This window comes from Micromonospora sp. NPDC047074, from assembly GCF_040643815.1.
Lineage (GTDB): Bacteria > Actinomycetota > Actinomycetes > Mycobacteriales > Micromonosporaceae > Micromonospora.
This window is the reverse complement of record NZ_JBEYVB010000031.1, coordinates 57,305-79,315: the sequence shown is the minus strand read 5'-3', so window position 1 is coordinate 79,315 and position 22,011 is coordinate 57,305. Positions and strand designations below refer to the sequence as shown.

General features: G+C 73.1%; 22 protein-coding genes and 1 pseudogene. 8 read left to right on the top strand and 15 right to left on the bottom strand.

Annotation, left to right across the window (positions count from 1 at the left end; translation table 11 throughout):
* A pseudogene (locus ABZ809_RS26475) lies at window positions 1-264 on the top strand (hypothetical protein); the annotation flags it as partial.
* A gap of 15 nt (window positions 265-279) precedes the next feature.
* On the opposite strand, the gene ABZ809_RS26470 reads toward ABZ809_RS26475, so the two are convergent.
* On the bottom strand, window positions 280-699 hold the full coding sequence (locus tag ABZ809_RS26470; RefSeq protein WP_357565308.1) for a GNAT family N-acetyltransferase: 420 nt from the start codon (window positions 697-699) through the stop codon (window positions 280-282).
* Window positions 700-840: 141 nt separating this feature from the next.
* Here ABZ809_RS26470 and ABZ809_RS26465 point away from each other — a divergent pair, with 141 nt between their 5' ends.
* On the top strand, window positions 841-1,431 hold the full coding sequence (locus ABZ809_RS26465) for a pyridoxamine 5'-phosphate oxidase family protein (protein ID WP_357565302.1): 591 nt from the start codon (window positions 841-843) through the stop codon (window positions 1,429-1,431).
* 235 nt (window positions 1,432-1,666) lie between these two features.
* Entirely contained in the window at window positions 1,667-2,008 is a 342-nt protein-coding gene (locus ABZ809_RS26460) for an RNA polymerase-binding protein RbpA (RefSeq protein ID WP_007460094.1), read from the top strand.
* A 73-nt stretch (window positions 2,009-2,081) separates the two neighbouring features.
* Here the strand turns inward: ABZ809_RS26460 and ABZ809_RS26455 are convergent, their stop codons facing one another.
* From ABZ809_RS26455 to ABZ809_RS26415, 9 genes are all read right to left on the bottom strand, one after another.
* Window positions 2,082-2,609 (bottom strand): FxsA family protein, encoded by a 528-nt coding sequence (locus tag ABZ809_RS26455; RefSeq protein WP_357565301.1) that lies wholly within the window; start codon window positions 2,607-2,609, stop codon window positions 2,082-2,084.
* Between the two features lie 84 nt (window positions 2,610-2,693).
* Window positions 2,694-3,482 (bottom strand): polyprenol monophosphomannose synthase, encoded by a 789-nt coding sequence (locus ABZ809_RS26450; protein ID WP_357565307.1) that lies wholly within the window; start codon window positions 3,480-3,482, stop codon window positions 2,694-2,696.
* A gap of 52 nt (window positions 3,483-3,534) precedes the next feature.
* Complete coding sequence (lnt, locus tag ABZ809_RS26445) at window positions 3,535-5,220, bottom strand: apolipoprotein N-acyltransferase (RefSeq protein ID WP_357565300.1); 1,686 nt, start codon at window positions 5,218-5,220, stop codon at window positions 3,535-3,537.
* Window positions 5,221-5,653: 433 nt separating this feature from the next.
* Window positions 5,654-6,991, bottom strand: a complete 1,338-nt coding sequence (locus ABZ809_RS26440; RefSeq protein ID WP_357565299.1) for a glutamate mutase L — start codon at window positions 6,989-6,991, stop codon at window positions 5,654-5,656.
* Window positions 6,988-7,380 (bottom strand): hotdog domain-containing protein, encoded by a 393-nt coding sequence (locus tag ABZ809_RS26435; RefSeq protein ID WP_357565298.1) that lies wholly within the window; start codon window positions 7,378-7,380, stop codon window positions 6,988-6,990. The genes ABZ809_RS26440 and ABZ809_RS26435 overlap by 4 nt, the downstream gene beginning before the upstream one ends.
* Window positions 7,377-8,153 (bottom strand): OAM dimerization domain-containing protein, encoded by a 777-nt coding sequence (locus tag ABZ809_RS26430; protein WP_357565297.1) that lies wholly within the window; start codon window positions 8,151-8,153, stop codon window positions 7,377-7,379. Before ABZ809_RS26430 ends, ABZ809_RS26435 begins: the two co-directional genes overlap by 4 nt.
* Complete coding sequence (locus ABZ809_RS26425; RefSeq protein ID WP_357565296.1) at window positions 8,150-9,733, bottom strand: lysine 5,6-aminomutase subunit alpha; 1,584 nt, start codon at window positions 9,731-9,733, stop codon at window positions 8,150-8,152. Before ABZ809_RS26425 ends, ABZ809_RS26430 begins: the two co-directional genes overlap by 4 nt.
* Window positions 9,730-11,298: an amidohydrolase family protein gene (locus ABZ809_RS26420; protein WP_357565295.1), complete on the bottom strand. Its 1,569-nt coding sequence runs from the start codon at window positions 11,296-11,298 to the stop codon at window positions 9,730-9,732. The genes ABZ809_RS26425 and ABZ809_RS26420 overlap by 4 nt, the downstream gene beginning before the upstream one ends.
* Window positions 11,299-11,303: 5 nt before the next feature.
* Window positions 11,304-12,353 (bottom strand): zinc-binding alcohol dehydrogenase, encoded by a 1,050-nt coding sequence (locus ABZ809_RS26415; RefSeq protein ID WP_357565306.1) that lies wholly within the window; start codon window positions 12,351-12,353, stop codon window positions 11,304-11,306.
* Window positions 12,354-12,507: 154 nt separating this feature from the next.
* Here ABZ809_RS26415 and ABZ809_RS26410 point away from each other — a divergent pair, with 154 nt between their 5' ends.
* On the top strand, window positions 12,508-13,914 hold the full coding sequence (locus ABZ809_RS26410) for a lysine 2,3-aminomutase (protein ID WP_357565294.1): 1,407 nt from the start codon (window positions 12,508-12,510) through the stop codon (window positions 13,912-13,914).
* 74 nt (window positions 13,915-13,988) lie between these two features.
* On the opposite strand, the gene ABZ809_RS26405 is transcribed toward ABZ809_RS26410, so the two are convergent.
* On the bottom strand, window positions 13,989-14,183 hold the full coding sequence (locus ABZ809_RS26405; protein ID WP_357565293.1) for a CsbD family protein: 195 nt from the start codon (window positions 14,181-14,183) through the stop codon (window positions 13,989-13,991).
* Between the two features lie 173 nt (window positions 14,184-14,356).
* On the opposite strand from ABZ809_RS26405, the gene ABZ809_RS26400 reads away from it, so the two are divergent.
* Entirely contained in the window at window positions 14,357-14,968 is a 612-nt protein-coding gene (locus ABZ809_RS26400) for a histidine phosphatase family protein (RefSeq protein ID WP_357565292.1), read from the top strand.
* Here the strand turns inward: ABZ809_RS26400 and ABZ809_RS26395 are convergent.
* The 3 genes from ABZ809_RS26395 to ABZ809_RS26385 all read right to left on the bottom strand — a co-directional run bounded on the left by ABZ809_RS26395 (window position 14,898) and on the right by ABZ809_RS26385 (window position 17,753).
* Window positions 14,898-15,404, bottom strand: a complete 507-nt coding sequence (locus tag ABZ809_RS26395; RefSeq protein WP_357565291.1) for an Lrp/AsnC family transcriptional regulator — start codon at window positions 15,402-15,404, stop codon at window positions 14,898-14,900. The two genes, ABZ809_RS26400 and ABZ809_RS26395, sit on opposite strands and share 71 nt — an antisense overlap.
* 94 nt (window positions 15,405-15,498) lie before the next feature.
* The gene (locus ABZ809_RS26390) at window positions 15,499-16,641 is read right to left on the bottom strand and encodes an acyl-CoA dehydrogenase family protein (protein ID WP_357565290.1); all 1,143 of its coding nucleotides are present in this window, start codon (window positions 16,639-16,641) and stop codon (window positions 15,499-15,501) included.
* Complete coding sequence (locus tag ABZ809_RS26385; protein WP_357565289.1) at window positions 16,638-17,753, bottom strand: Xaa-Pro peptidase family protein; 1,116 nt, start codon at window positions 17,751-17,753, stop codon at window positions 16,638-16,640. The genes ABZ809_RS26390 and ABZ809_RS26385 overlap by 4 nt, the downstream gene beginning before the upstream one ends.
* Before the next feature lie 327 nt (window positions 17,754-18,080).
* Between ABZ809_RS26385 and ABZ809_RS26380 the strand changes: the two genes are divergently transcribed.
* A complete protein-coding gene (locus ABZ809_RS26380) occupies window positions 18,081-19,460 on the top strand; it encodes a glycosyl hydrolase family 18 protein (RefSeq protein ID WP_357565288.1) in 1,380 nt (459 codons plus the stop codon).
* A gap of 130 nt (window positions 19,461-19,590) precedes the next feature.
* Here ABZ809_RS26380 and ABZ809_RS26375 read toward each other — a convergent pair whose 3' ends face one another.
* A complete protein-coding gene (locus ABZ809_RS26375) occupies window positions 19,591-20,676 on the bottom strand; it encodes a DUF4037 domain-containing protein (protein ID WP_357565287.1) in 1,086 nt (361 codons plus the stop codon).
* 113 nt (window positions 20,677-20,789) lie between these two features.
* Here ABZ809_RS26375 and ABZ809_RS26370 point away from each other — a divergent pair, with 113 nt between their 5' ends.
* Together ABZ809_RS26370 and ABZ809_RS26365 are read left to right on the top strand one after the other, a co-directional pair.
* Entirely contained in the window at window positions 20,790-21,017 is a 228-nt protein-coding gene (locus tag ABZ809_RS26370) for a DUF3040 domain-containing protein (RefSeq protein WP_357565286.1), read from the top strand.
* Window positions 21,018-21,089: 72 nt separating this feature from the next.
* Window positions 21,090-21,989, top strand: coding sequence for a 5'-3' exonuclease (locus ABZ809_RS26365; RefSeq protein ID WP_357565305.1), 900 nt, complete (start codon window positions 21,090-21,092; stop codon window positions 21,987-21,989).
* The last annotated feature ends 22 nt before the right edge of the window (window positions 21,990-22,011 follow it).

Sequence of the window (22,011 nt, the reverse complement as noted above, 5' to 3'; positions counted from 1 at the left end):
GTCGCGGCGGCCGACCAGGCCCGCGCGGAGCTGGCCGCGCTCACCGCCCGGCACGACACGCTGAGCGCGGACCTGGCCGCCGCACGCGAGGCCGCCACCACCGCCGCGGGCCGCGTCGACGACCTGACCGTACGGCTACGCGCCGCCGAGACCGACCGCGACGAGGCACAGCGGCGGATGACCCAGCTTGCCGACCAGGTCAGTCACCTCGCCGCCGCGCTGGCCCAGCTCGGCTCCCGCGACGCCGGGCCCCGACCGGCCTGAACCGGCCCGCCGCGCTCAGCCGGACAGTGGCTTGACCCATCTCGACCACTCGGCCTGCGGAGCGTATCCCAGTGCCCGCCAGGCCTGCCGGGCCGGGCCGTTGTCGTCGAGCACCATCGCGTCGACGCGGACGGCCCCGAGCCGCCGGCCCCGGTTCTCCGCCGCCTCCACCAGCAGCCGCCCGACCCCCTGCCCCCGTCGCTCGGGTGCCACCGCCAGCCGGTACAGGTGGCAGCGCCACCCGTCCCACCCGACGATGACGGTGCCCACCAGCACCGCACCGTCGAAGGCGAGCACGAGCGCCTCGGGGTCACGGGCGATGAGCTGTGCGACGGCCCGCGCCGTGTCGGCGGGGCGGTGCGCGTCCTCGGCCGCGCCGGCCCAGAAGGCGAGCACGGCCGGAATGTCGGCGACGTCCGCCCCACGCAAGATCATGTCAGCCACGACCAGAGACTACCCAGCCGGCCAGGCACGACCTGCCGGGCCGGCCCGCACCCGCCCGCCACCGCGTCCGGCGACGTGGGACTGCGGGACACCGGGACGGTGCGGGTGGCCGCGGCCGGTCATGATGCCAGGGTGGGCAAGACACACGAACACATCGCGGGCCGGCTACGCACCTTCATCGAGCAACAGCCGCTGTTCTTCACCGCCACCGCCCCGCTGTCGGGCGACGGCACCATCAACCTGTCCCCGAAAGGGCTCCGCGGCTCGTGGGCGGTCCTCGACGAGCAGACCGTGGCCTACCTGGACTTCGCGGGCAGCAACGCCGAAACCATCGCGCACCTGCGGGAGAACGGCCGGATCACCCTGATGTGGTGCGCGTTCCAGGGGCCGCCGAACATCGTGCGGGTGCACGGGCGCGGCGAGCCGGTGTTCCGCGACGACCCCCGCTGGGGCGACCTGATCGGCCACTTCCCGGACATCGACGCCAGCATCCACGGCCTGCGGGCGATCATCGTCGTACGCGCCGAACTGATCCGCGACACCTGCGGCTACGCGGTGCCGTTCATGTCCTACGACACCGACCGCGACCTGCACGGCAAACGGTTCGCCCGGGAGGACGACGCGTCGCTGAGCGACTACTTCGCCGGCAAGGACCACGTGGCCAGCAGCATCGACGGCCTGCCGGGCCTGCCGCTGCCCCTGCCACCGACCCCCACGGCCTGAGCCGGCCGGCGCGTCACCGGCCATCGCGACTCCCGCCGCGCCCGGCCGGTTACCATCGCCGGTGGCAGCGGAAACACTCCCACCCGTCCCACCCGGCCCGGGGCGACCCCGCCGGGCGGCTGGCACGGCCGGCTACCCTTGTCCGGGCCCGCCGGGGCGCGCGGGCGGGAATGGCCCGGCGGGAACGCACCGTTACACCGAGAAGACCAGCACCACGAACGAGGGGAAGTCGATCATGGGCGAGCGTATGTTGCGCGGCAGCCGTCTGGGCGCGGTCAGCTACGAGTCCGACCGCAACACGGAGCTCGCGCCGCGTCAGACCCGCGAGTACCTCTGCGCCAAGGGTCACCAGTTCGAGGTGCCGTTCGCCGTCGACGCCGAGGTCCCCACGACCTGGGAATGCAAGTTCGACGGCAGCGTCGCCCGGCTGGTCGACGGCAACGAGCCCGAGCAGAAGAAGGCCAAGCCGCCGCGCACGCACTGGGACATGCTGCTGGAGCGACGCTCCATCGCCGAACTGGAGGACATCCTCGCCGAGCGGCTGCAGGAGGTCCGCACCCGCCGCGGCCGCGCCTGAGGCCCGGACCGGACGCCACGGCGCCCCGGGAGCAATGCTCCCGGGGCGCCGTCGTATCCGCGCTACGAACTGATCAGTGCTGCCGGCCGGGTTCGACGATCTCACCCTCGATGGCCCGGCCCCCGTCGACCACGGTCGGCTCGGCGACCGTCGGCTCGGCGGTCGGCTGCGGGGCACCACGACGCACCCGCACCCGCCGCGGCCCGAACAGGTCACCGGCGACCATCGACGACACCCGCCGCTCCGCCGCCCGTTGCACCCCGTTGCGGGCCGACCGACGCACCGGCGGCACCAGCAGCAGCACCCCCAACACGCCCGTGACCAGGCCCGGCACCGCCAGCAGCAGCGCCCCGAGCAGCCCGACGAGACCATCGGTGACCTGCCGGCCCGGCGGCTGACCGGCCTCGGCGGACGCCCGGAAACCCCGCCACGCGCGCATCCCCTCCCGCCGCAGCAGCACCATCCCCAGCAGCGACACCACGAACACCGCCAGCAGCGCCAAGCCGAACCCGATCGCCCGCCCCACCACGACGAACACCACCAGCTCCAGCAGCACCGCCACCAGCAGGCCCAGCGGCACAAACCTCAGTCCTCGGCGCATCTCACCCCATTCGCCATCCGCGACGCCCACGGGCGGGCCGTCCACACGGACGCCGACGCCCCGTCCAGCATGACACGCCGCCGCTCAGGGCCACCGGACCTGACCGGTGGGCGTACCGTGCAGGCCACGCCGCAGCGCCAGCCGCCGATCCTGCACCGCCCACGCGGTGATCCGCCACAACGCCTCCGCCACGATCAACGGGCTCATCTTGCTGCTGCCCCGTTCCCGCTCCGCGAACGTGATCGGCACCTCGACGATCCGCACCCCCGCCCGGTGCGCCAGCCGCGACAACTCCACCTGGAACGAGTAGCCCTGCGAACAGACCGACCCCAGGTCGATCTCGTCGAGGGCGGCCAGCCGGTACACCCGGTAGCCGCCCGTCGCGTCGGCGACCGGCATCCCCAACGCCAGCCGCGCGTACAGGTTGCCGCACCGCGACAGCAGCAGCCGCCGCCACGGCCAGTTCACCAGCCGCGCCCCACTGGTCCACCGCGAACCGATCACCACATCCGCCTCACGGGCCGCCGACAGCAACGCCGGCAGGTCCTCCGGGGCGTGCGAACCGTCGGCGTCCATCTCCACCACGGCGTCGAAGCCCCGCTCCCGCGCCCACGCGAACCCCGCCAGGTACGCCGCGCCGAGCCCCTGCTTGCCCTCCCGGTGCAGCACATGCACCCGCGGATCGGCGCCGGCCAGCGCGTCGGCGACCGCACCGGTGCCGTCCGGACTGTTGTCGTCGGCCACCAACACGTCCACCGCCGGCGCGGCACGCCGCACCCGCGCCACGATCGGCGCCACGTTGTCGGCCTCGTTGTAGGTCGGAATCACCACGAGCACCCGACCCACGCCCGGATGACCGGTTTCCGGCCGGATGCCGGTCGTCTCGCCCACCGTCGTTTCCCCTCCGCCGGCGTACCGGCTGGTGTCACCCGGCGTGCTGCCGGCGGCGCAGCACCGCCGCACCGACCAGAACCCCCACGGCCAGGGCGGCCAGCGCCACCTCCGGCCACAGGCCCACCCGGGTGGCCAGCGTGCGCCCGTCGTCCAGCCGCAGCTGCCGCACCACGACCGCCCGGGTGTTGAACCCGGTGGCGTCGCTTACCCGCCCGTCCGGGGCGACGAACCCGGACACCCCGACCGTGGAGGCCATCAACGCCGGCCGGCCGTGCTCGACCGCCCGCAACCGCACCATGGCCAACTGCTGCCGCGCCTCGGCCACGTCGAAGGTGGCGTTGTTCGTCTGCACCACCAGCAACTGCGCCCCACCGGTGACGGTGTCCCGGACCACCTCGTCGTAGGCGACCTCGAAGCAGATCACGTCACCGAGCACCGCCGCCCCGGCCCGCAACACCCCCGGCTCGGTGCCGGGCACGAAGTCGGACCGCACCCGATCCACCTGCTTGCTGACCATCCGGGCCAGATCACGCATCGGCACGTACTCGGCGAACGGCACCGGATGCCGCTTCGTGTAGAGCTGCTCCAGGTCCGGGCCGGCACCGGGCCGCCAGAGAATCCCCGCGTTACGGACCTGCCCCTCACCCGGGCCACGCAGCACCGCACCGACCAGGATCGGCACACCGACCGCGTCGGCGGCCCGCGAGATGCTCGCCCCCGCGTCGGCGTCGCGCAGCGGGTCGATGTCACTGGAGTTCTCCGGCCACACCACCAGGTCCGGGCGGGCCCGCGTACCGGCCGCCACCTGCCCGGCCAACTCGACCGTGGCGTCGACGTGGTTGTTCAGCACCGCCTGCCGCTGGGCGTTGAAGTCCAACCCGAGCCGAGGCACGTTGCCCTGCACGATCGCCACCGTCACGGCCTCGCCGCGGCCCGCGGACGCCACCGGCACCAGCAGCCCCACCACGGGCACCGCGACCGCCGCCGCCGTCAACCCGGCCACCGGCACCCACCGCCGCGGCCCGTCCCACAGCCACCAGGCCGCCGCCGCCACCAGCCCACCCGTCAGCGCCACCGCGAACGTCACCAGCGGCGCACCACCCACCGCCGCCAACCGCAGCAGCGGCGAGTCACCCTGGCTGAACGCCAGCCGCCCCCACGGGAACCCACCGAACGGCGTCCGGTCCCGCAGCGCCTCCTGCCCCACCCACAGCACCGCCGTCACCGCCGGCCAACACCACCGCCACCTGTCGACCAGCGGCGAGACGAACGCGCCCGCCGCGCCCAGCAACGCCAGATAGCCGGCCTGCAACAACGACAGCAACACCCACGGCAGGTAACCGGTGTGCAGGTTCGTCCAACTCAACAACGGCGCGAACAACGCCACACCGGTCAGAAACCCCAACCCGGCGCCGGCCCGCATCCGGCGACCACGCGTCGCCGCAGCCAGCAGCGCCACACCCAGCGGCGCCAACGGCCACAGCCCGTACGGGGGAAACGCCACCAGCAACGCCAACCCACCAGCCACCGCCAACACCACCGCCACCGGCAGCGGCACCGGCCGCCCCGCCACGGCCGACGTCCCCGCCGGCCCGGCACCCGGCCCGCTGCTGTCCCCGGCCGGCGCCGGCACGCTCCCCACGATCACGGGCCGAAGGCTACCCGGCCACCCGCCTCCCGCCCCGTCCGGCGGTGACCTGACGTCCCGCCACGACACGTCCGGGCGGTTCCGCCCCCACCGGGCCCGCAGAACCGACCGCGGACACAAATCGGGGCGCGGCATACGCCGCGCCCCGATGCTCCCAGGCCCTTCCCGGCCGGTGGGGCGAGAATGAGCTGCGCCGACCTTCGGACCGACCCGACGTGGACTGGCTGCCCCCGCCTGGCCGTTGTCTACTGGCCGTGCACCCCACCCTGCCCGTACACCGGTAACCGCGGCCGGTTCGCGCCGCCCCGCCGACCCCCGCCCGCTGGACCTGGCCGCCGCGACGCACTGCTCACATGTCGCTCGGCCAGCGGACGAAGGGACGAAGCGAACAACAGCCGCTTCCCGTAGTAGGACTCAAAGACGGTACGGCGTGCACCCCCGCCCATGTCAACCCACCCCGGCCTGTCGTGTGCCGCACCACGGCGTGTCGCGTCGGCGAGTCTCAATCCGCCGCCAGGTGCCGGCGCAGCAACGCCCCCGCCACCTGCGGATGCTCGGCCGCCAACAGGCCACCCGCCGCCAGCACGTAGTCGACGTCCACCACCGGCCGGGCCGCCCGCGGCAACGCCCACCCACCCGCGTGATCGGCCAACACCACACCCAACACCCCGGCCGCGTCCACCGGCGCCGCATGCCGCAACACCCCACCGGAACCCACCAGCAGCCGCACGTCCCGCAGATCCCGACCCGCCCGCTCCCCGGTGGCCGCCCCCCGCGCGTGCCGCCGCAACGCCACCGTCGCCGCCAGCGCGGCGATCCGGGCGTCCACCGCCCGATCCGCCACCCCCACCGGCAGGAACCCCGGATCGCCGGCCCGCACCGCCGCACCCGCCGCCAGATCCGCACCCTCGGCGTCGCCCAACAGCCGCTCCTCGACGGCCGCCCGCACCACCCCCGGCGCGCTCCACCGCACACCCAGGTCCCCCTCGACCGTGCGGGCCCGCCACAGGGCACCCGCCACCTCCCGGCCCGGCCCGGTCGCCCGCTCGTCCGGCGTCAGCACCGAATACACGTCGGTGGTCGCGCCACCCACGTCGACCACCACCAGGTCGCCACCGAGCGCGTCGGCCAGCACCTCCACACCGGTGAGCACCGCGTCCGGGGTCGCCGCCCGCACCAGCCGCGCGAACCGCGACCCCCGCGACAGCCGCTTCCCGCCGATCACGTGCCGCAGGAACACCTGCCGGATCGCCGCCCGCGCCGCCGCCGGCGCCAACACCCCGATCCGCGGCAACACGTTGTCGGCCACCGTCACCGGCACCCCCGCCCCGGCCAGCACCGCCTGCAGGTCGTCACGGACGTCGACGTTGCCCGCCAGGACCACCGGCACCCGCCAACGCGCCCGCGCCAACCGCGTCGCGTTGTGCGTCAACGTCTCCGCGTCACCGCCGTCCGTGCCACCCACCAGCAGCACCACGTCCGGACGGGCCGCCCGCAACCCCGCCAACTCCGCCGCGCCCAGCCGACCCGCCGCCACGTGCACCACGTTCGCGCCCGCCGACAACCCCACCCGCCGACCCGCCTGCGCCGTCACCAGCCGCTCGTAGCCGACCACCGCCAGCCGCAACCCGCCGCCCGCCGACGAACACACATACCAGGGCGCCCCACCCACCGGCAGGCCCGCCGTGGCCGCCGCCACCGCCGCGTCCAGGCCGTGCAGCACATCCGTCCCGACCGTCGTCGGCGCCGACGCCGACGCCGACAACACGCCCGCGTCGAGGTCCACCACCGCCACCTTCGTGTACGTGGACCCGACATCGGCGCAGACGGCGTACCTCACGCCACCGGTGGCACAACCACCGTGCCGGTCGCGGTCACCGCCACGATCGGAGCCTGGAGGACCTCCGCCGCCGACCCACCCCGATCCGGACGGCCCCGACACACCACCCGCGCCTCGAAGTCGATCGTGCGGCTGCGGGTGCCCACCCGGGTCACCGTCGCCGTCACCTCCAACACATCCCCCGCCCGCATCGCAGCCCGGAACTGCACATCCGAATACGACGCGAACAACCCCTCATCACCGTCGGTACGGATACACACCTCCGTCGCCACATCCCCGAACAACCCCAACGCGTACGCCCCGTCCACCAGGTTGCCCGCGTAATGGGCGTGCGAATACGGCACATACCGCCGGTGCACGACGGTCAGCCCCACCCGGGAGTCACTCATGCCTTCGCCCTCTTCTCCGCCACCAACGCGTGCACCAGGAAACTCGCCACCTCACCCGGCGTCGTCCCCCGACCGAAGATCCGATCCACCCCCAGCTCGCCGGCCATCGACTCGTCGAACCGCGGCCCACCCACGATCAGCAGCGGCCGGCGCCCCGCCGGCATCGCCTCCCGGAACGCCGCCGACATCTCCCGCGTGTTGTGCAGATGCGCGTCGCGCTGCGTCACCACCTGCGACACCAGCACCGCGTCGGCCCGCTCCACCCGGGCCGCCTCCACCAACTCCGGCACGCTCACCTGCGCACCCAGGTTCGTGACCTTCAACTCCCGGTAGTACTCCAGGCCCTTCTCCCCCGCGATGCCCTTCACGTTCAGGATCGCGTCGATGCCGACGGTGTGCGCGTCCGTGCCGATACACGCCCCCACCACCGACAACTTGCGCCGCATCCGCCGCTTCACCACCGCGTTGACCTCCTTGGCCGACAACAGCGGAAAGTCGCGCTCCACCACCTGCACCGCCGACAGGTCCACCAGATGGTTCACCCGCCCGTACACCACGAAGAACGTGAAACCGTCACCCATCGGCTTCGCGTGCACCAGCATCGCCGGATCGATGCCCATCTTGTTGGCCAACTGCACCGCCGCACCCTCGGCCCGCTTGTCGTGCGGCACCGGCAACGTGAACGACACCTGCACCATCCCGTCGCCGGTGGTGTCCCCGTACGGCCGCACGACCCTCTTGCCGGCACCCGCGCCCGCCTCGACGGCACTCACGACCCCGCCACCCCCGCACCCACGGCCACCGGCGCCTCCAGGATCTCCGTCGCCGGATTGAAGTAGTCACCCTCGTGCGCCGCCACCCCCGACAGGCCCTTGCCCCGATCCGCCGGCCGCTTCATGATCCCGAACGTGCCCTCGGCGATCGCCGTCAACAACGACTGATCCCCGATCCGCTCCAACAACTCCACCGCCTCACCCAGCACCCGGTTCGCCCGCTGCTGGATGAACCCACCCGGCGCCGGCACGAAGTCCTCGTGCAACCCACCGGCCGCACCCAACACGTACCGCACGTTCTGCACCGCGATGTCCCGATCCGACAACCACGGCGTCACCACCGCCTCGGTCATCATCCCCACCAGCAGAATCCCCTGACCCGTCATCGTCCCCACCAGATTGAAGAACCCGTCCAGCAGATTCCCCCGGAACACGTCCCCCGTCATGTGCTTCGTCGGCGGCATCCACTTCAACGGCGCGTCCGGAAACAACTCCCGCGCCAACAACGCGTGCGCCAACTCCAACCGGAACGACTCCGGCACATCAGGATTGATCTCGAACGCGTGCCCCAACCCCAACTGCCAGTCCGCCAACCCCGCCTCATGCGCGAAGAACTCGTTCAGCAGCTGCGACACCGTCACCGTGTGCGCCTCGTCCACCGCGTCCGCAGTGGTCAGATAGTTGTCCTCACCCGTGTTGATGATGATCCCCGCCCGCGCGTGCACCTGCCGCGAGAACCGCTGGTCCACGAACGTCCGGATCGGATTGATGTCCCGGAACAAAATCCCGTACATCGAATCGTTCAACATCATGTCCAGCCGCTCCAGGCCGGCCAACGTCGCCATCTCCGGCATACACAGACCCGACGCGTAGTTCGTCAGCCGCACATACCGGCCCAACTCCCTCGACGACTGATCCAACGCCGCCCGCATCAACCGGAAGTTCTCCTGCGTCGCGTACGTGCCCGCGAACCCCTCCCGAGTCGCCCCCTCCGGCACGTAGTCCAGCAACGACTGCCCCGTCGAACGGATCACCGCAATGACATCCGCACCCGCCCGCGCCGCCGCCTGCGCCTGCGGAATGTCCTCGTAGATGTCCCCCGTCGCCACGATCAGATAGATCCACGGCCGCTGCCGCGGATCCCCGAACCGCCGCACCAGACGATCCCGCTCCGCCCGCCGCCGGTCGATCGACCGGATCCCCGCGCCGACCGCCCGCCGCGCCGCCTTCCGCGCCGCCGTGGCCGCCCTCCCGCCCGGCACCTCGAACCGCACCGACCCCGCCGCCGCCTTCTGCGCCAGCAACGTCACGTCGGCGATCTGCTCACGCGCCAGGGCATCGAACACCGGCACCGCCACCCCGTGCCCCAACCCCACGTCGGCGACCACCGCGTCCACCAACCGGTTCACCCACGGAATACCGTCCGGATCCGCGCCGGCCACCCCCGCCAGCCGCAACACCGCCCGCTCCACCGACACCGTGGTGTGGCTACGCGCCAGATCCACCACCGGCTGCCCCGCCCGACGCGCCAACTCCCGCGCCCGCGCCACCAGCCGCGCATCCAGATCAAGCTTGCTCACGAAGACCCTTCCTCGAAGATCACGTCACCACGCAGCACCGTGCGCCGACACACCGGCAGCGGCGTCGGATCCTCCGGACCCCGCGCCTCCGGATCCGCGGCCAACAACACCGGCAGCCCCCGCTCCACCCCCGCCGGCGTCGACCACACCGCGAACGTCGCCGGCGCCCCCAACGCCAACACACCCTCGCTGTCCAGGCGCACCGCCCGCCACCCACCACGGCTGTGCGCCGCGAACGCCGACCGCACACTCATCCGCTGCGTCGGACTGTGATGCCACACCGCCGCCCGCACCGAACCCCACGGATCCAGCGGCGTCACCGGCGAATCGGACCCGAACGCCAACGCCACCCCGACCCCGTGCATCGCCCCCATCGGGTTCGACTCCAACGACCGCGCCAACCCCAACCGCGACTCGTACATCCGACCCGCGCCACCCCACAACCGGTCGAACGCCGGCTGCATGCTCGCCACGATCCCGAACTCCACGAACCCCGCGATCAGCCGCTTGTTCATGATCTCCGCATGCTCGATCCGGTGCCGGGCCGCCCGCACCCGATCCGTGCCCAACCGCTCCGCCGCCCCCGCGAAACCCTCCAGCACCGTCGAGATCGCCGCGTCACCGATCGCGTGGAACCCGCCCTGCACACCGTGCGCCGCACAGTCCAACAGATGATCACGCACCTGCTCCGCACTGACGTAGCCGTGCCCACAGCCACCGTCACCGTCCAGGTACTCCCGCGACACATGCGCCGTACGCGACCCCAACGCCCCATCCGCGAACAGGTCACCGGCCGCCCCCACCGCACCCAACTCCCGGGCCCGCGCCGCACCCGACAGCTCACCCCAGTACCCGTACACCTCCGGCACACCGACCCCCGACAACCCCAACAAACCGGTCAGGTCGTCCTCGCCGGAGATCTCCGGACCCGCACACTCGTGCACCGCCGCGATCCCCAACGACGCCGCGTGCCCCAACGCCACCCGCTGCGCCGCCAACCGCTGCGCCCGCGACACCGACCCGAACGCCGCCGCCCGCACCACATGGTGCGCGTCGCGCCGCAACCACCCCGACGCGTCGTAGCCCGCCGCCGACACCACCTCCGGGCACGCCGCCAGCAACGCCCGCGACACCAACGCCGAATGGATCGACGCCTGCGACAGATACAGCCGCCGCCCACCCGCCGCCCGATCCAACGCCCCCGCGTCCGGCAACTCCGGCACCGGCCAACACGACTCGTCCCACCCGTGCCCCAACACCACCGCGTCCGACGGCAACCCCGCCACGAACGCCGCCACCGCGTCCAGCAACTCCCCCGCCGACCGCACCGTCGACAGATCCAGCCCCGACAACGCCAGCCCCGTGTCCGTCGCGTGCACGTGCGCGTCCACGAACGCCGGCGTCACCAACGCCCCGTCCAGATCCACCACCCGGTCGGCCGCCGGCGCGTCCGCGTCCGCCCCCAGCCACGAGATCCTGCCGTCACTGACCAACAGGGCCGTCGCACGCGGATCCGCCGGACAGTGCAGCGTCCCGCCGCGGTACAGAGTCGAGGGGTTCGTCATGACCATCAGTCTGCCGCCAGACGGGCCTCGAAAAGCGCCCGCACCCCCGACTCCGACCGCAACAACCCCAACGCGAACTCCGCGTGCCCCGGCACGAAACCGTTGCCCACCAGCATCGTCACATCCGCCGCCAGGCCCTCCGCCCCCAACGCCGCCGCCGCGAAACTCGTCGCCATCGAGAAGAACACCACCGTGCCACCATCCGCCGTCGCCAGCACCGCCCCGTGCTCACAACCCGGCACGTCCACGCAGACCACCGTCACGTCCGCCGGCGCCCCCAACGCCGCCGTCACCGCCGACGACAACGCCACCGGATCCCGCGCGTCGGCCAACGCCACCACGTCCGCCAGACCCACCGCCGCCAGCGCGTCCCGCTCCGCGACCACCGGCACCACCCCGACCGTACGGGCGGCACCCGCCCCCCGCGCCGCCGCCAGCGACAGTGACCCGCTCTTACCCGCGCCACCGATCACCGCCACCCGCACCGGCGCCGCGTCCCCCACCCGCTCCCGCTCCGCCACGTACCGCGCCACCACCCGCGCCGTCAGCGCCGGCGCACCGCACACGTCCAGCACCGCCAGCGACAACTGCGGGTCCAGATCCGCCGGCAGCACCGCCGCGATCGACCGGGCGAACAGGATCGCGTACCCGTCACACGGCACCTGCTCGCCACGCCCGTCCCAGCGGGCCAACCCGTCGAGGATCGTCAGCGGCGTCAACGTCAGCGACACCAGCGTCGCCACCCGATCCCCCACCCGCAGCCCCAGCGGGGAACGCCGCCCCGCCTCCTCCACCGTGCCGATCAACATGCCGCCCGACCCGGTCACCGGGTTCTGCATCTTCCCCCGGGTCGACACGATCTCCAGGACCTCGGCGCGCACCGCGTCCCCGTCGCCGCCGTGCTTCTCCCACAACTGGCGGAAGCTCGCCGCGTCCAGGTTCAACCGCTCCACCCGGATCCGCACCTCGTTCGCTGCGATCTCCGGACTCGCGTCCAGCCGCCACGCCGCCTGCGGCAGCACCCCCGCCGGTTCGACAACGCGGTGCAGACCCACCGGTGACGTCACGCCGACCTCCCCTGTCGCGCCGCTCGAAGCCCCGGCCAGGACTCGCGTAGCGGGAAAACTTCCGGCAGAATAATTTCTTCGCCGGATATTTTCCAGTAGCCTTCGGAATCGCTGATCAATCGCACCACGTCGAGGAGGGGCCGTGACCCAGACCCAACCGGTGGAGACCATCCCCGCGCCCCACCCCACGCCGGCCCCGGCCCCCACCGCCGGACAGCCCTACGAATACCGCCGCGCGCCCCTCGTCGAACCCGACTGGACCCGCTTCCCCGGCTGGCGCCACATCACCCGCGACCAGTGGGAGAACGCCCAGTGGCAGCGCGTCAACTGCGTCAAGAACATCAAGCAGCTCCGCACCGTCCTCGGCGACACGGTCGACGAGACCTTCTACGCGGACCTCGCCGCCGACCAGGACGCCCTGGCCACCATGTCCATGCTGGTGCCGCCCCAGATGCTCAACACCATGGTCCCGTTCGCCCCGATGAGCACCGAGGCGTTCCTCGCCGACCCGATCCGGCGCTACATGATCCCCGTCGCCTCCGACCGGCGCACCGACTGGCCCTCCCACCCGTACGCCAGCCGCGACTCGCTGCACGAACACGACATGTGGGTCGCCGAGGGCCTCACCCACCGCTACCCCACCAAGGTCCTCGCCGAGCTGCTCTCCACCTGCCCGCAGTACTGCGGGCACTGCACCCGGATGGACCTCGTCGGCAACTCCACCCCCGCCGTCGACAAGCTCAAGCTCGCCCTCAAGCCGGTCGACCGCTACGACGCCCACATCAGCTACCTCAAGGCCCACCCCGGCGTCCGCGACGTCGTGGTCTCCGGCGGCGACGTGGCCAACGTCCCGTGGCGCAACCTCGAGTCCTACCTCATGCGGCTGCTCGAGATCGAGACCATCCGCGACATCCGGCTCGCCACCAAGGCCCTCATGGGCCTACCCCAGCACTGGCTCCAGCCCGACGTCGTCGAGGGCCTCGAACGGGTGGCCCGCACCGCCGCCCGGCGTGGCGTCAACCTCGCCATCCACACCCACGTCAACCACGCCCAGTCGCTCACCCCGCTCGTCGCGAGGGCCGCGCAGACCGCCCTCGACGTCGGCGTACGCGACGTGCGCAACCAGGGCGTGCTCATGCGCGGGGTGAACGCCACCGCCCCCGACCTGCTCGACCTCTGCTTCGCCCTCCAGGGCGAGGCGGGCATCCTGCCGTACTACTTCTACATGTGCGACATGATCCCCAACGCCGAGCACTGGCGGGTCCCGGTCTGGCACGCCCAGCAGCTCCAGCACGACATCATGGGCTACCTGCCCGGTTACGCCACCCCACGCATCGTCTGCGACGTCCCCTTCGTCGGTAAGCGCTGGGTGCACATGCTCACCGAGTACGACCGCGAACGCGGCATCTCGTACTGGACGAAGAACTACCGCACCTCCATCGAGTCCGCGGACGCCGAGGCGCTCAACAAGCGCTACGCCTACTACGACCCGATCGACACGCTCCCCGCCCCCGGGCAGCAGTGGTGGATCGACCACCGCGACGACTGACCCACCCCGCGTACGCGCGCAAAGGGCGGCCCCGGACCACTTGGTCCGGGGCCGCCCTTTGCTCGTTCAGCGGGTCACTTCGTGAAGGCGTCCTTGACGTCGCGGCCGGCATCCTTGGCGTGCTCACCGGCCTGCCGGGCCTGCGCGTCACGCTGCTGCATGGCGCCCTCGCCCCGCATCCGCTCGTTGTCGGTCGCGTCGCCGATCCGCTCCTTGGCGGCGCCGGTCAGCTGCTCGACCTTGTTCTTGGCCTTGTCGGTGAAGCTCATTGGTCGCCTCCTCTGCTCCGCGCCGGGCCGGGTCTTCCAGGCCCTCGGTGATTACGTGCCCCGTCGGGGCTGCTGGAAACCTGTCGCTGCCCCCTGTGGTGCCCCGCACACCCGCTAAGGCATCCTAGGACACTAGGTGAACGACGGGAACGGGTGTCTGGTTGACTGGACGGATGGGCGAGATCCTGCTGATCCGGCACGGCGAGACCACCTGGAGCGCCAGCCGCCGGCACACCTCGTACACCGATCTCCCGCTGACCCCCGACGGAGAGCGGCAGGCCCGCGCGCTCGCCCGGTTCCTCGCCGGCCGGCGGTTCGCCGCGGTCCTGACCAGCCCGCGCGTCCGGGCGCGGCACACCGCGCAGCTCGCCGGCCTCACCGTCGACCGGACCGACGACGACCTCGCCGAGTGGAACTACGGCGCCTACGAGGGACGCACCGCGGCCGACATCCGCGACGACCATCCGACCTGGTCCGTCTGGGCCGACGGCTGCCCCGGCGGGGAGTCCCCCGGGCAGGTCGGCGAACGGCTCGACCGCGTGCTCGACCGGATCCGCCCACTGCTCGACCGGGGCACCGTCGCCCTCGTCGGGCACGCGCACAGCCTGCGCGTGCTCGGCGCACGCTGGATCGGCCTGCCGCCCTCGGCGGGCGGGCTGCTGCGGTTGGACACCGCCACGGTCAGCGTGCTCGGCCACGAGCACGGCCGGCAGGTCATCCTGCGCTGGAACCAGCCGGTTCCCCCGGCGGCCGGGAGCGCGTCCGAGCCGGGGGCTCGGCACTGATCTTCGGCGGCCGGGTCTCGTACGGCGTCGACAGCACCACCGTCGTACGGGTGGTCACGTTCGCCGCCGTACGGATCTCCTGGAGCAGCCGCTCCAGGTCGGCCGGGCTGGCCACCCGCACCAGCAGCAGGTAGAAGTCCTCCCCCGCCACCGAGTAGCACGAATCGATCTCCGGCAGGTGGGCCAGCCGCTCTGGGGCGTCGTCGGGCTGCGACGGGTCGAACGGCCGGATCGCCACGAACGCGGTCAACGGCAGGTCGAGGGCCTCGAAGGAGACCTTGGCGGCGTACCCCTTGATCACGCCGCGTTGCTCCAAGCGGCGCACCCGCTGGTGCACGGCGGACACCGACAGGCCCACCCTCTCCGCCAGATCCGTGTACGACAGCCGACCGTCAGCGGTCAGCGCGGCGATGATGGCGCGGTCGATCTCCTCCACGGCGTGCAACCTACCGGGAAAACCGCTTCCCGGCGACGACGCGACCCGCCGACGCGACGCGGCCCGCTCGCCGCGCCGGCAGATCGGCCGCCCGTCAGCCCTTCGCCAGTGCCCGGGAGATGACCAGCCGCTGGATCTGGTTGGTGCCCTCGACGATCTGGAGCACCTTGGCCTCGCGCATGTACCGCTCCACCGGGTGGTCGGCCACGTAGCCCGCCCCGCCGAGCACCTGCACCGCGTCGGTGGTCACCCGCATCGCCATGTCGGTGGCGAACAGCTTCGCCTTCGCCGCCTCGATCGAGTACGGCCGGCCGGCGTCGCGCAGCCGGGCCGCGGCCAGCGTCAACGCCCGGGCCGCGGAGATCTGGGTGGCCAGGTCGGCGAGCGTGAAGCCCAGCCCCTGGAAGTCGATGATGGCCCTGCCGAACTGCTGCCGCTCCCGGGCGTAGCCGACCGCGTAGTCCAGCGCCGCCTGGGCCAGCCCGACCGCGCAGGCGGCGATGCCGAGGCGCCCCGAGTCCAGGGCGGACATGGCGATCGCGAAGCCCGCCCCCTCCCCGCCGATCAACCGCTCGGCCGGCACCCGCGCCGAGTCGAAGGCGATCTGCGCCACCGGCGAGGAGCGCAGCCCCATCGTCCGCTCCGCCGCCTGTGGCACGATGCCGGTCGTGCTCCGGTCGGCCAGCAGGCAGGAGATGCCCTTCGGGCCGGGGCCACCGGTGCGGCAGAAGACGTTGTAGAAGTCCGCCACCCGGGCGTGGGTGATCCACGCCTTGGTGCCGTCGACCACGTAGGCGTCGCCGTCGCGCACGGCCCTCGTGCTCAACGCGGCGGCGTCCGACCCACCCTGCGGCTCCGAGAGGCAGTACGCCCCGAGCAGTTCCCCACCGAGCATGTCGGGCAGCAGCTTGCGCTGCGCGTCCGTGCCGAACTGGGCGAGCGGGTGGCAGGACAGGGTGTGCACGCTGACCGCCTCGGCGACCGCGAGCCAGCGGCTGGCCAGGATCTCCAGCACCTGCAGGTAGACCTCGTAGGGCTGGGCGGCGCCGCCGTACTCCTCGGCGTACGGCAGGCCGAGCAGGCCGGCCCGGCCGAGGGTGCGCAACACCTCGCGGGGGAACTCGGCGCGCTCCTCGAACCCGGCGGCCCGCGGCGCGAGCTCCCGGTCGGCGAGTTCGGTGGTGAGGTCGAGCAGGTCGTGAGCCTCGTCGGTGGGGAGGATCCGGTCGACAGTCATAGCGCGATGAGCTCCGTGGGGGTGGTGTTGAGCCGTTGCACGCCGTCCGTCGTGCAGACGACGATGTCCTCGATGCGGGCGCCGTGCCGGCCCGCGAGATAGATGCCCGGTTCGACGGAGAACGCCATCCCCGGCTCCAGCGGGCGGCTGTTGCCGGCCACCACGTAGGGCTCCTCGTGGCCGTCCAGTCCGATGCCGTGGCCGGTGCGGTGCAGGAAGGCCGCGCCGAAGCCGGCGGCGGCGATCGGCTCCCGGGCTGCGGCGTCGACGGCCTCGGCGGTCACCCCGGGGCGGACGGCGGCCACCGCGGCGCGCTGGGCGGCGTGCAGCACCGCGTAGTAGTCGACGAACTCGGCCGGGGCCGGGCCGCCGGCGACGTAGGTGCGGGTGCAGTCGGAGCGGTAGCCCGAGGGCATCGTGCCGCCGATGTCCACCACCACCGGCTCGCCGGCGCCGATCGGGCGGTCGGAGGTGCCGTGGTGCGGGCTGGCGCCGTTCGGGCCGGCCGCGACGATCACGAAGTCGACGGTGACGTGGCCGGCGGCCCGGATCGCGGCGGCGATGTCGGCGGCGACCTCCGCCTCCGTGCGCCCCGGCCGCAGCCACCGCCCCATCCGCTCGTGGACGGCGTCGATCGCGGCGCCCGCCTCGGCCAGCGCCGCGACCTCGGCCGGGGACTTGCGCACGCGCAGCTCGCGCAGCACCTCGGAGGCCAGCCGCTGGGTGGTGCCGGGCAGCGCCGCGCGCAGGGCGAGGACCTGCTCGGCCCACATCCGGTCGGCCAGCCCGACCGCCGCCACCGGTCCGCCGAGGGCGGCGACGAGCAGCGGGTACGGGTCGGTGCCGTCGGCGTGGTCGACGATCCGTACGCCGGTGGCCGGCGCGGGGGACGCCTCGGCGGCCGGCCGTTCCAGGGTGGGCACGATCAGCGTCGGCTCGCCCTGCGCGGGCAGCACCAGGCAGGTCAGCCGCTCGCCCTCGTGGGCGTCGTAGCCGGTCAGGTAGCGCAGGTCGGAGCCGGGGCTGAGCAGCAACGCGTCCAGGCCGGCGGCGGCGGTGGCGTGCTGGGCGTCGGCCAGCCGCCGGGGCGGATACAGCTCCTCAAGTCCCACCCGGTCAGCTTAACGGTCGTTCGGGGACGGACAGCGCCCGCCCGCCGCGCCGGGGAGCGGGACCCGCCCCTCCCCAAGATCGCGCAGTTTCCCGGAAACAGTGCCCTTTCTGGCGCCGGGAGGCCACTACTTCCGGGAAACTGCGCGATCTCGCACCCCCCATTCATCGAGCATCGTCGTTGACGTCACAGTTAACACTCTTTAGGATTTGGCTGCCTCGAGGATGTCCAGCCCCCGTCCCACCCGTACGCCCGCACCCGGCGCCCGCCGTCCCGGCCGCCGGGCGGGCGGCACGGCCGCCGTAACCCGCCCACGGGAAGGCCCCTGATGTCCTCACCGTCGCCCCGCCGCAGGCCGGCCCTCGCCGCCGGCCTGCTCGCCCTGGCCACCGTCGCCGCCACCCTCGCCCTGGCCCCCGCCCCCGCGGCGGCCGCCGTGCTGCCCAACGGCTTCCGCAGCGTCGGCTACCTGCCGTCCTGGACCGGCAACGTCAACGCCGTGCAGTACGGCAAGCTCACCCACATCAACTACGCGTTCGTGCTGCCCAACGGCGACGGCAGCCTGCGCCCGGTGGAGAACGCCGGCAAGCTCTCCCAGCTGGTGTCGCTCGGGCACGCCAACAACGTCAAGGTGTCGATCGCGATCGGCGGCTGGAACGACGGCGACGACTCCGCCTTCGAGGCGCTCGCCGCCAACGCCGGCAGCCGCACGACGTTCGTCAACAACGTCGTCGCCTTCGTCAACCAGTACAACCTGGACGGCGTCGACATGGACTGGGAGTACCCGGACCCGGGCGCCTCGGCCACCAACTACACGGCGCTGATGCAGCAGCTCAGCGGCGCCCTGCGCAGCCGGGGCAAGCTGCTCACCGCCGCCGTGGTCTCCGAGGGCTGGTACGCCGAGGGCGTCCAGCCGGCCGTGTTCGGCCACGTCGACTGGCTCAACATCATGGCGTACGACGGCGGCAGCCCGCACGCCAACTACGACTGGTCGATCAACGCCGTGAACTTCTGGAAGTCCCGGGGCCTGCCCGCCGGCAAGGCCGTGCTGGGCGTGCCGTTCTACAGCCGCCCCGGCTACCACACCTACGCCTCACTGGTCGCCATGGACCCGGCCAACGCCAACCGGGACTGCACCACGGTCAACGGCACCCAGCAGTGCTACAACGGCATCCCGACGGTCAAGCGCAAGACCCAGTGGGCCATGGCCAACGCCGGCGGCATGATGAACTGGGAACTCACCCAGGACACCACCGGCGCCACCTCCCTGGTCAGCGCCATCTACGACACGGCCACCGGTGGCACCACGCCGCCGCCGGGCGGGCGGACCGGCCCCATCACCGGGATCGGCGGCAAGTGCGTCGACGTCGCCGCCGCCGGCACCGCCAACGGCACCGCCGTGCAGTTGTACGCCTGCAACGGCACCAACGCCCAGAGCTGGACGGTGGGCACCGACGGCACGCTGCGCGCCCTCGGCAAGTGCGCCGACGTGACCAGCGCCTCCACCGCCAACGGGGCGAAGGTGCAACTGTGGGACTGCAACGGCACCGGCGCCCAGGTCTGGCAGGCCCAGGCCAACGGCACGCTGCGCAACCCGCAGTCCAACAGGTGTCTCGACGCCACCGGCAACAGCTCCGCCGACGGCACCCGGTTGCAGATCTGGGACTGCTTCGGCGGCGCCAACCAGGTCTGGCGACTCCCCGCCTGACCACCCTCGGGACCTCGACCGAGGCGCGCCGATCTTGCACTTTGTGCCCTCATAATGTTGCGAGTCGCACCTTATGTGCGGGCCGAAAGCGCAAGATCGGCGCGCGGACCGGGCGCCGCGACCAGTGCGGTCAGGGTTGGGGCGGTGCGGGCGGGAGGGCGGCGGCGAGGCGGCGGGCGCGGTGCGCGTGGGTCAGTACGTCGACGCTGTCGACGTACTGGTCGACGGCACCCAGGGGCGGACGGTCGCGCAGGAGCGGGTCGGTTACGGCGGCGCGCAGCGCGGCGGCGACCCTCCCCGCGTCCAGGACCAGGAACGGCCGCTCGTGGAAGGGCCGGCACCGGGCGCGTACCGGGGCCGCCAGGCCGGTGTCGTCGGTCCAGGCGGCGACCGCCTCCAGCGCGACCACCAGACCGGCCTCCCGGCTCGGCCAGTCCCCCGGGCCCACCGCGTCGGTGAGGGCCGCGACCAGGGGTGTCGCGCCCGGCAGCCGGGCGAACAGCGTGCCCAGCCACTTGTCGTACGGGGGCCAGCGGCGGTGCAGCAGCAGGCCGAGCCGCATCAGGTCCCGGGCCAGCCCGGCGGTGACCACCCGGCTACCGAGGTCGTCACCGGCCTCGGCGCAGCGACCGGGCAGGTGCTCCGCCTGGGCGACGCGCGTCCACGCGGCGGCGAGCACGTGCCGCCACACGTCGTCGGGATACCAGGCCAGGGCCGCCCGCGCCGTGGTCAGCGCGCCGTCGAGGCCGTCGTGGAAGACCGCGCCGCCGGTCACCTCTGCCAGCCGCTGCGTCGGCGTGGCCAGCCACTCCTCCGTACCGACGCCGCCGCCCGGGTCGAACCCGAGCCGGTCGTGCCACCAGCCGCCCAGTTCGTCGATCGTGACGCCGTGGCGGGTGCCCCGCGGATCGGCGACCCCCAGCCGGCCGTCGCCGGTGAACCGGGTCGGCCAGCCGAGGAACTCCGCCGGCAGGTCGGCGTCGAGCGCCGCACGCAGTTCCGGGATCCGCGCCACGTCGGCCGCGGCGACGAAGAGCTGCCCGCGCGGCCCCCAGTCGTGGTCGGTGGAGCGCGGGGTGTCCAGGCCGAGCAGTTCCGAGCCGCCGTCGAGCAGCCCGGCCGCGTACCGCAGCCCGGGGAGACGTCGGCGCAGGATCGGGGCGAGCACCTCGTCGTGGAACCGGCGGCCGAGGGTCAGGCCCGAAACGAACGTCACACCGGCCAGTGTGCGCCGGACGGAACGGATCCACACCCCGGTTCCGCCGCCGGCCGACGCGCCCGTCGATAGGCTGGACGGGGACGTGCCACCGACGGAGAGGGCCGAGGGCCATGCCACCGACCGACCCGGAACGCGCGGCGGCCCGGCGTCGCCGCCTGCTCTGGGCCGGGATCCTGGCGGTGGCGGGCCTGGTGCTGCTGGTCATCGGCCTGACCATCGCCGACGGCGCGACGGCCTGGATCGAGGTGGCGGCCGCGATCGTGCTGCTGCTCACCAGCTACGGCGTGCAGTACGTGGCCCGGCGCGAGACGTTCCGCGGCCACGACGAGCGTCCCTGACCGGCCGCGCCGTACCGCGGAACGTCGGTGCGGTGTGCCAGGCTGTCGGGCGTGGCACAGCGACCCCCGATCATGCTCATCGACGCGCCCAGCCTCTACTTCCGGGCCTACTTCGGCATCCCCGAATCCGCCGCCCGGGCCGCCGACGGCAGCCCGGTCAACGCGGTGCGCGGCTTCCTCGACATGCTGGCGACCCTCATCCGCACCCGGCGGCCCGACCGGATGGTCTGCGCCATGGACCACGACTGGCGGCCCGACTGGCGGGTGGCGTTGCTGCCGTCCTACAAGGCGCACCGGCTGGCCCCCGAGGGTGGCGAGGTCGTGCCCGACACGCTCACCCCGCAGGTGCCGCTGATCCTCGACGTCCTCGACGCCGTGGGGATCACCCACCTCGGCGCGGCCGGCTACGAGGCCGACGACGTGCTCGGCACCCTCTCGGTGACCCAGCCGGCGCCGGTCGAGGTGGTCTCCGGCGACCGGGACCTCTTCCAGCTCGTCGACGACACCCGCCCGGTCCGGCTGCTCTACGTCGGCCGGGGAGTGGCCAAGCTCGACGACTGCGACGACGCCGCGGTGCGCGCCCGCTACGGCGTGCCGGCAGACCGGTACGCCGACTTCGCCGCACTGCGGGGCGACCCCAGCGACGGGCTGCCCGGGGTGCCCGGCGTCGGCGAGAAGACGGCCGCCCGGCTGGTCGACCGGTACGGCGACATCGCGGGCATCCTGGCCGCCCTGGACGACCCGGCCTCCGGCTTCGCCCCCGGGCTGCGCACCAAGCTCGCCGCCGCGCGGGACTACCTGGCCGTCGCGCCGAAGGTGGTCAAGGTCGCCCTCGACGTGCCGCTGCCCGAGCTGGCCACCGAGCTGCCGACCGCGCCCGCCGACCCCGACCGGCTGCTGGAGCTGGCCGGCGAGTGGAACCTGGCCGGCTCGACGCGCCGCCTGGTCGACGCCCTCGCCCAGCGCTCCTGACCGCGCCCCGGGGGCCCGGCCC

What these genes read in the sequence shown, in the direction of transcription:
- ABZ809_RS26370 (WP_357565286.1), top strand. Translation starts at nt 20,790, where the DNA reads ATGCCACCGACCGACCCGGAACGCGCGGCGGCCCGGCGTCGCCGCCTG.
- ABZ809_RS26460 (WP_007460094.1), top strand. Translation starts at nt 1,667, where the DNA reads ATGGGCGAGCGTATGTTGCGCGGCAGCCGTCTGGGCGCGGTCAGCTAC.
- ABZ809_RS26400 (WP_357565292.1), top strand. Translation starts at nt 14,357, where the DNA reads ATGGGCGAGATCCTGCTGATCCGGCACGGCGAGACCACCTGGAGCGCC.
- ABZ809_RS26365 (WP_357565305.1), top strand. Translation starts at nt 21,090, where the DNA reads ATGCTCATCGACGCGCCCAGCCTCTACTTCCGGGCCTACTTCGGCATC.
- ABZ809_RS26390 (WP_357565290.1), bottom strand. Translation starts at nt 16,641, where the DNA reads ATGACTGTCGACCGGATCCTCCCCACCGACGAGGCTCACGACCTGCTC.
- ABZ809_RS26420 (WP_357565295.1), bottom strand. Translation starts at nt 11,298, where the DNA reads ATGACGAACCCCTCGACTCTGTACCGCGGCGGGACGCTGCACTGTCCG.
- ABZ809_RS26405 (WP_357565293.1), bottom strand. Translation starts at nt 14,183, where the DNA reads ATGAGCTTCACCGACAAGGCCAAGAACAAGGTCGAGCAGCTGACCGGC.
- ABZ809_RS26470 (WP_357565308.1), bottom strand. Translation starts at nt 699, where the DNA reads ATGATCTTGCGTGGGGCGGACGTCGCCGACATTCCGGCCGTGCTCGCC.
- ABZ809_RS26435 (WP_357565298.1), bottom strand. Translation starts at nt 7,380, where the DNA reads ATGAGTGACTCCCGGGTGGGGCTGACCGTCGTGCACCGGCGGTATGTG.
- ABZ809_RS26380 (WP_357565288.1), top strand. Translation starts at nt 18,081, where the DNA reads ATGTCCTCACCGTCGCCCCGCCGCAGGCCGGCCCTCGCCGCCGGCCTG.
- ABZ809_RS26455 (WP_357565301.1), bottom strand. Translation starts at nt 2,609, where the DNA reads ATGCGCCGAGGACTGAGGTTTGTGCCGCTGGGCCTGCTGGTGGCGGTG.